This is a genomic window from Pseudomonas sp. NBRC 111123 (assembly GCF_001320205.1).
Classification (GTDB): Bacteria; Pseudomonadota; Gammaproteobacteria; order Pseudomonadales; family Pseudomonadaceae; genus Aquipseudomonas; species Aquipseudomonas putida_J.
On the sequence record NZ_BCAZ01000043.1, the window covers coordinates 39917 to 47715 of the forward strand.

The following is a 7799-nucleotide window of genomic DNA, read 5'->3' on the forward strand; positions in this document are numbered from 1 at the left end:
TGGCCTTCATTTTCATGACCTTACAGGAGTGGTCGAAATGGGTGGCATCGGAATCTGGCAACTGGTGATCGTACTGCTGATCGTGTTCCTGCTGTTTGGCACCAAGCGCCTCAAGGGCCTGGGCAGCGATGTCGGCGAAGCGATCCAGGGCTTTCGCAAATCCATGGGCGGCGATCATGACGCCTGCGCACCAGGTGCCGCTAACGTGCAGCAGCAGCCATCGGTAACCGCCCAGGCGGCACAGCAGCCGCAAGCGGATCGCCAAGCCTGATGTTCGAGATCGGTTTCAGCGAGCTCTTGCTGGTAGGCGTCGTCGCGCTGCTGGTGCTTGGCCCCGAGCGCCTGCCCGTCGCGGCACGCACCTTGGGCCGGGGCCTTGGCCAGGCGCGCCGGGCGATGAACGGGTTACGCGCACAGATGGAACGCGAGATTGACATGCCCAACCTGGACAGCGCGCCCTTGCAGCGCCTGGAGCAGGAAATTCGCCAGGGCATCAGCCTCAAGGTGGAATCGGCCGGTGACGCCATACCTGGTAGCATCGCCCGGGAGAGCAGCCCATGAGCATTGCCCTGGACCCGGCAGCACGCATGCCATTGACCGACCACCTGCGGGACCTGCGCAAGCGCCTGGTGCGCTGCCTGTTGCTGCTGGCGCTGGTATTCGCCGGGTTGTTTCCATTTGCCCAGCAGCTCTACACGTTGATCTCGGAACCGCTGCGCCGCTTCCTGCCGGAAGGCGCCAGCATGATCGCCACCAGCGTCACTTCGCCGTTCCTCACGCCTTTCAAGCTGACGGCGATGTGCGCGCTGTTCGTGGCCATGCCACTGTTGCTGCACCAGGCCTGGGGCTTCCTCGCTCCGGGGTTGTACCGCCGCGAGCGGCGCATCGCCCTGCCGTTGCTGGTGTCGAGCATACTGCTGTTCTATGCCGGCATGGCCTTCGCGTTCTACCTGGTATTCCCGATGATGTTCGGCTTCTTTGCCAGTGTGACACCGGATGGTGTGGCGATGATGACCGACATCAGCCAGTACCTGGACTTCATCATGGCGCTGTTCCTGGCGTTCGGGTTGGCTTTCGAGATCCCGGTGGCGACCTTCATCGTGGTCTGGGTCGGGCTGGCCAACGTGGCTACATTGCGCAGCAGCAGGCCTTACGTGATCGTTGGCTGCTTCGTGGTCGGGATGATTCTGACACCTCCTGACGTGTTTTCTCAGACTATGCTCGCGATCCCCATGTGGATGCTGTTCGAAGTGGGGTTAGTTGCCTGCCGCTTGCTCAGAAAACCTGAAAGCAACCATTGACGCGTGAAGATGGCCGCCGTGTGGGCAATCAAAGCTGGAAGCCATCCCTGATGTCTAAAAAGTACAGAGGGGCACATGCTGGGCGCCCTCTGATCAATGAAGGCAATAGGTTATGCCCACCTCTGTTAACGTTCCGACTCAGGCTTCCTTTGAAAGTACTCATGCCCTCGACCAATTGATGGGCATTGCGAAGACCACAAGCCAGCGCACCTTTGAACTGACCTTGAAGTCGATATACGGCTATGGGCTTCCCGTGGAGCCCATTACCAAACTGCACGATGACCTTCGCGCAGGCGCGGTAACCAATCCTGCTTATCGAATGGTAGAGGACAGTCCTAAGACGGCCAGCTACGACCGCGCTAGCCAAACCATCGAAGTGGACCTTGCTGCCATAGAACAAGCCCTGGAGCAACCGCACACGACTCCATTGCTGCTGATGGCCATACTCAGGGCATTTGCTGATCACGTCGGGTATCTCGTCGGCGCCGATGCTGCCGACAGCTCAATAAAAGAAGCAGCTGAACAGTATCTCGCCACGCTGGCCCTCCTCGATCGTTCAACCGGTAACGGAACAGTCATTGCAAAAATAGAAGGGGAAGATTTTTCCGAAACGATACTGCTCAACTTGAGCCTCCCGCCGAAGGGCGACCAGATCGATGGCGGGATGATCAAGGAGAAGATCTTCCCGACACTCAGATTTTCAGCTGGGACTGGGAGCGGTTCAGACCAGTCTTTTGGCCATGAATCCATCGAAAAGGCTCTGGCAACTGCAGGTTTTACGCCTGAGCAGCGCAAAGCAATCTACTTCGGCAACTGGCTGCGCGATTACTCGCAATTGGTCGACCCCAAGCTCGTTCGTGCAGAACATGAACCGAAGGACTTTCCACGCAAACTCTCAAGAGCCACCCTGACCAATCTCGTGGATTTCCTGGCACTGAAGGAGTTTCACAGCCTCCAGACTACCCCTGAAGACCGCGAAACCTACAAGGTAAATGAGAAAATGCTGGGTGTGTATCGGCCTTCCGAACATATCGATAATCCGCTTACCTTAGATGAAGCTACCGACCCACAATCAATCGATCCAGACTTCGAGCCTTTGCGGCAATCGGACCATGAATACATGCAACTGGATCACGACCGGTCCATGTATCGTTATTTCGAGCCTGCCCAAGACTACATGTATCAAAAGATCATAGATGCGTCGAACGCGGGTCCAACACCAGAAGGCATGCGCTTTTTTGGCGAAGCGCTGCATGTACTGGAAGACCTCTTCGCTCACTCGAACTTCGTCGAACTGAGCCTTCGCAAGGTCGGTCACACCGAGGTGCTTGCCTGGACAACAAAAAAACAGGTCCGGCATGAACGGCCCTTGGTAACCGGCCTGTTCAGTGGGACTGATGTCCTTGGCAGTGTGCTCGAACCGGTAGCCAAAGTTCTGTTCCCCGCCAAGGGTCTCGAATACGCCCCAACCCGTCCGGGTGAACGTAGTGATACAGAGCAAATGCTGTTGATCTTGCTCCGAGAACACGAAGACCCAGAGTGGCTGCAGACGTTGGAGAGCTACCTGGCCCTGCGCGACAAAGCGGCGGAACAGCCATGGTACAACTGGCTGGGGCTTACGAACCATGTGGTGAAGATACCGTTGAAGGCTATCAGCCATTTGATCGACTTGGTCTTCCAGAACTTGCTGACATGGGCTGGCGACAACATCGATGATCTTCAACTGTTGCTGGGTAAGGATCCAAATATCGACGACGATACCCATCCGACCCATTCGCAGCTGGCAAAGGATCATGACACCCACCCATTTCATACCCTGTCGTCACTACTGGCGCAGTATGCGGTAGAGGAAGTGGGCCGTGCGATGTATCAGTATTGGCAGGGTGATACAGGTAGAGACCCGGCATCGTTGGCAAAGAGCTACTTCACACATCCTGATGCCAGTGACTGGCAGGACGATATCGTCCAGGCTTGGGCAGTCAGTAATCAGGACAACATTAACGATGGATGTTCGAGCGGAAGTTTGAGCGAACGCCGAGCAGCATATCAGCAGCAAGCCCGTGAAAGATTGAGGAACCTCGAAAACCTCAATCAGCATTCTACGATCAAAGATCTGGAAATACTTAACAACCTATTACCATTCGGCTGAAGCGCCTTCTCAGCCTAAGCGGCAGCAACACCGTACCGGATTCAGATATCCAGCAGGCGCCAAACCTCATAGGCTGGCGTCTCGTACGGGTGGCTCAGCTTGAGCGCAGCGACGACCTGAGCGATCAGGTCGTCGGCTACCACCAGCTCCACCTTCCACTCCTCGACCACCTCGACCTGGCCGGTTTGCCCGAGGAACGGCTGGCTGCCGTCCAACGGGCGAAACTGACCTTGGCCCAAGGCCTGCCAGGCGCAGTGGTCATAGTCGCCGATACGCCCACCACCTGCGGCGAACACGGCGGCCTTGACCCCTTCAACATGGCTGGCCGGGACGAAGAAGGCGAGCTTGTACACGCCTTAGTTCACCCACACGCGGGCGTTGCGGAACATACGCATCAGCGCGGCGTCTTCCTGCCACTCATCCGGGCGCCAGGAGTTCTGCACGGCGCGGAACATACGCTCCGGGTGCGGCATCATGATGGTCACGCGGCCATCGCGGCTGGTCAGGCCGGTGATACCACGCGGCGAGCCGTTCGGGTTGGCCGGGTAGGCTTCGGTCACCTTGCCGTGGTTGTCGACGTAGCGCAGGGCCACGCAACCGGACAGGTCAGCTGCCAGCAGTGCCTCTTCGCTGGCGAACTCGGCATGGCCTTCACCGTGGGCGATGGCGATCGGCATACGCGAACCGGCCATGCCCTGCAGGAAGATCGAGTTGGACTTCTGCACCTCGACCATGGCCACGCGCGCCTCGAACTGCTCCGAACGGTTGCGCACGAAGTGCGGCCAGTGCTCGGTGCCCGGGATCAACTCGTGCAGGTTGGACATCATCTGGCAACCGTTGCACACGCCCAGGGCGAAGCTGTCGGTACGCTCGAAGAAGGCCTGGAAGGCATCGCGGGCGCGGCTGTTGAACAGCGCCGACTTGGCCCAGCCTTCACCGGCGCCCAGCACGTCACCGTAGGAGAAACCACCGCAGGCAACCAGGCCCTTGAAGGCTTCGAAGTCGACACGGCCGGCGAGGATGTCGCTCATGTGCACGTCGATGGCAGCGAAACCTGCACGGTCGAAGGCGGCAGCCATTTCGACCTGGCCGTTGACGCCCTGCTCGCGCAGGATCGCCACTTGCGGGCGCACACCCGTCTTGATGTACGGTGCGGCGATGTCATCGTTGACGTCGTAGCCCAGCTTGACCGACAGGCCCGGGTTTTCTTCCTCGAGCAGCAGGTCGAATTCCTGGTCGGCACAGTCGGCGTTGTCGCGCAGGCGTTGGACCTGATAGCTGGTTTCGGCCCACTGGCGTTGCAGCATGCGACGGTCGTCGTCGAACAGCACTTCGCCGTTGAGGCTGATGGAGACTTCACCATTGTTGATCGGTTTACCGATCACCGCGACGCACTCTTCGCCCAGGCCGGCGGCACTGAACTGTGCCAGTACGTCCGGGGTGGCATCCTGGCGTACCTGGATGACTGCACCCAGCTCTTCGTTGAAGAGGATGGCTGCCACGTCGGCCTTGCTGTCGGTCAGCGGGTCGAGTTGCAGGTCGAGGCCGCAGTGGCCGGCGAAGGCCATTTCCAGCACGGTGGTCAACAGGCCGCCGTCGGAACGGTCGTGGTAAGCCAGCAGGTGACCGTCGGCGTTCAGGCCCTGGATCACGGCGAAGAACGCCTTGAGGTCTTCGGCGTCGTCAACGTCCGGTGCCTGGGCCGCGATCTTGCCGTAGGTCTGGGCCAGGATCGAGGCGCCCATGCGGTTTTTGCCGCGGCCCAGGTCGATCAGGATCAGGTCGGTCTCGCCCTTGTCCATGCGCAGTTGCGGGGTCAGGGTCTGGCGGATGTCAGTGACCGGTGCGAAGCCAGTGATGATCAGCGACATCGGCGAGGTGACGCTCTTCTCGACGCCCTCTTCGCTCCACTTGGTCTTCATCGACATCGAGTCTTTGCCGACCGGAATGGTGATGCCAAGCTCCGGGCACAGCTCCATCCCCACAGCCTTGACGGTGTCGTACAGGCGCGCATCTTCACCCGGGTGGCCGGCAGCGGACATCCAGTTGGCCGACAGTTTGATGTCAGACAGCTTCTCGATGCGTGCTGCAGCCAGGTTGGTCAGGGTCTCGCCGATTGCCATGCGCCCGGAAGCCGGGGCATCCAGCAGCGCCAGCGGGGTACGCTCGCCCATCGCCATGGCTTCGCCGGTGTAGACGTCGAAGCTGGTGGCGGTGACGGCGCAGTCGGCCACCGGCACCTGCCACGGGCCGACCATCTGGTCGCGGGCAACCAGGCCGGTGATGGTGCGGTCGCCGATGGTGATCAGGAAGCTCTTGCTGGCCACGGCCGGGTGGTTCAGCACGCGCTGGACAGCCTGGTCCAGGTCCAGCTTGCTTGGGTCGAAGTCATCGCCCAGCTCGGCTTCGCGGGTGACCGAACGATGCATGCGCGGCGGTTTGCCCAGCAGTACGTCGAGCGGCATGTCCACTGGCGTGTTGCCGAAGTGGCTGTCGGTGACGGTCAGGTGCGGCTCTTCGGTCGCTTCACCGACCACGGCGAACGGGCAGCGCTCGCGCTCGCAAATGGCCTGGAAGCGCTCGAAGTCAACGGCGCTGACGGCCAGCACGTAACGCTCTTGCGACTCGTTGCTCCAGATTTCGTGCGGGGCCATGCCCGGCTCGTCGTTGGGCACGTTGCGCAGCTCGAAGCGGCCACCGCGGCCACCGTCGTTGACCAGCTCAGGGAAGGCGTTGGAGATACCACCGGCGCCAACGTCATGGATGAAGGCGATCGGGTTCTTGTCACCCAGCTGCCAGCAGCGGTCGATGACCTCTTGGCAACGGCGCTCCATTTCCGGGTTTTCGCGCTGTACCGAAGCGAAGTCCAGGTCAGCCGAGCTGGCACCGGTCGCCACCGACGAGGCAGCGCCGCCGCCCAGGCCGATGAGCATGGCCGGGCCACCGAGCACGATCAGCTTGGCGCCGACGGTGATCTCGCCCTTCTGCACGTGGTCTTCACGGATGTTGCCCATGCCGCCGGCGAGCATGATCGGCTTGTGGTAGCCGCGCACTTCTTCGCCATGCGGGGTATTGATGGCCTGCTCGAAGGTACGGAAGTAGCCGGTCAGGGCCGGGCGACCGAATTCGTTGTTGAACGCAGCACCGCCCAGCGGGCCTTCGATCATGATGTCGAGGGCTTCGACGATACGCTCCGGCTTGCCGTAGGCCTGCTCCCATGGCTGCTCGAAGCCCGGGATGCGCAGGTTGGACACGGTGAAGCCGGTCAGGCCGGCTTTTGGCTTGGCGCCACGGCCGGTCGCGCCTTCGTCGCGGATTTCGCCGCCGGAGCCCGTGGAAGCGCCGGAGAACGGGGCGATGGCGGTCGGGTGGTTGTGCGTCTCGACCTTCATCAGGATGTGCACCGGCTCCTGCACCGCGCCGTACTGGCGGGTTTCAGGGTTCGGGAAGAAGCGCCCGGCGACGCTGCCTACGATCACCGAGGCGTTGTCCTTGTAAGCCGACAGCACGCCTTCGTTGTGCATCTGGTAGGTGTTCTTGATCATGCCGAACAGGCTCTTTTCCTGAGCCTGGCCGTCGATGTCCCAACTGGCGTTGAAGATCTTGTGGCGGCAGTGCTCGGAGTTGGCCTGGGCGAACATCATCAGTTCGATGTCGTTCGGGTTGCGCTTGAGGCCCTGGAAGGCGTTGACCAGGTAGTCGATCTCGTCTTCGGCCAGGGCCAGGCCCAGGTCGATGTTGGCCTTGGCCAGCGCGCCGCGGCCACCGGCCAGGATGTCGACCGAGGTCATCGGCTTGGGCTGGGCGTGGCTGAACAGGTCGGATGCCTGCTCCAGCTGGGCCAGCACGCGTTGGGTCATGCGGTCGTGCAGCTCGGCGGCGACGACCGCGGCGTCGGCATCGCTCAGCTCACCGGCGACGTAGTAGGCGATGCCGCGCTCCAGGCGCTGGATCGACTGCAGGCCGCAGTTGTGGGCGATGTCGCTGGCCTTGCTGGCCCATGGCGAGATGGTACCCAGGCGCGGCACAACCAGGAACAGGCGGCCGGTCGGCTCCTGTACCGGCACGCTCGGGCCGTATTTGAGCAGACGGCCCAGCACCTGCTGCTGGTCGGCGGTCAGCTCGCCGTCAACGTCGGCGAAGTGGGCAAATTCGGCATACAAACCAGTAACAGCGGGGACTTTCTGGCTCAGTTGCTCGAGTAATTTACCGTGGCGAAAGGCAGAAAGGGCAGGAGCGCCGCGCAGGATCAACATCGTCGGGACAGCCTCAGGAAGGGGTGTGCTTAGAGGCCGTGCATTCTAGCCTAATTCGACGGCTTTCGGCACCCGCTCTAAGCCATGGCTGCC

Annotated in this window: 6 protein-coding genes; 4 read left to right on the forward strand and 2 right to left on the reverse strand. The window is 61.1% G+C overall.

Annotation, left to right across the window (positions count from 1 at the left end):
• Positions 1-37: 37 nt before the first annotated feature.
• From tatA to APH27_RS19915, 4 genes are all read left to right on the forward strand, one after another.
• A complete protein-coding gene (gene tatA / locus APH27_RS19900; RefSeq protein ID WP_027920134.1) occupies positions 38-271 on the forward strand; it encodes a twin-arginine translocase TatA/TatE family subunit in 234 nt (77 codons plus the stop codon).
• A complete protein-coding gene (tatB, locus tag APH27_RS19905; protein WP_027920135.1) occupies positions 271-561 on the forward strand; it encodes a Sec-independent protein translocase protein TatB in 291 nt (96 codons plus the stop codon). The genes tatA and tatB overlap by 1 nt, the downstream gene beginning before the upstream one ends.
• A complete protein-coding gene (gene tatC, locus APH27_RS19910; RefSeq protein WP_060485706.1) occupies positions 558-1301 on the forward strand; it encodes a twin-arginine translocase subunit TatC in 744 nt (247 codons plus the stop codon). Before tatB ends, tatC begins: the two co-directional genes overlap by 4 nt.
• Before the next feature lie 112 nt (positions 1302-1413).
• A complete protein-coding gene (locus tag APH27_RS19915) occupies positions 1414-3450 on the forward strand; it encodes an HET-C-related protein (protein ID WP_060485707.1) in 2037 nt (678 codons plus the stop codon).
• Positions 3451-3491: 41 nt separating this feature from the next.
• On the opposite strand, the gene APH27_RS19920 is transcribed toward APH27_RS19915, so the two are convergent.
• Together APH27_RS19920 and purL are read right to left on the reverse strand one after the other, a co-directional pair.
• On the reverse strand, positions 3492-3803 hold the full coding sequence (locus tag APH27_RS19920; protein ID WP_027920137.1) for an NGG1p interacting factor 3 protein, NIF3: 312 nt from the start codon (positions 3801-3803) through the stop codon (positions 3492-3494).
• 3 nt (positions 3804-3806) lie between these two features.
• The gene (gene purL, locus APH27_RS19925; protein ID WP_027920138.1) at positions 3807-7706 is read right to left on the reverse strand and encodes a phosphoribosylformylglycinamidine synthase; all 3900 of its coding nucleotides are present in this window, start codon (positions 7704-7706) and stop codon (positions 3807-3809) included.
• Positions 7707-7799: the final 93 nt, after the last annotated feature.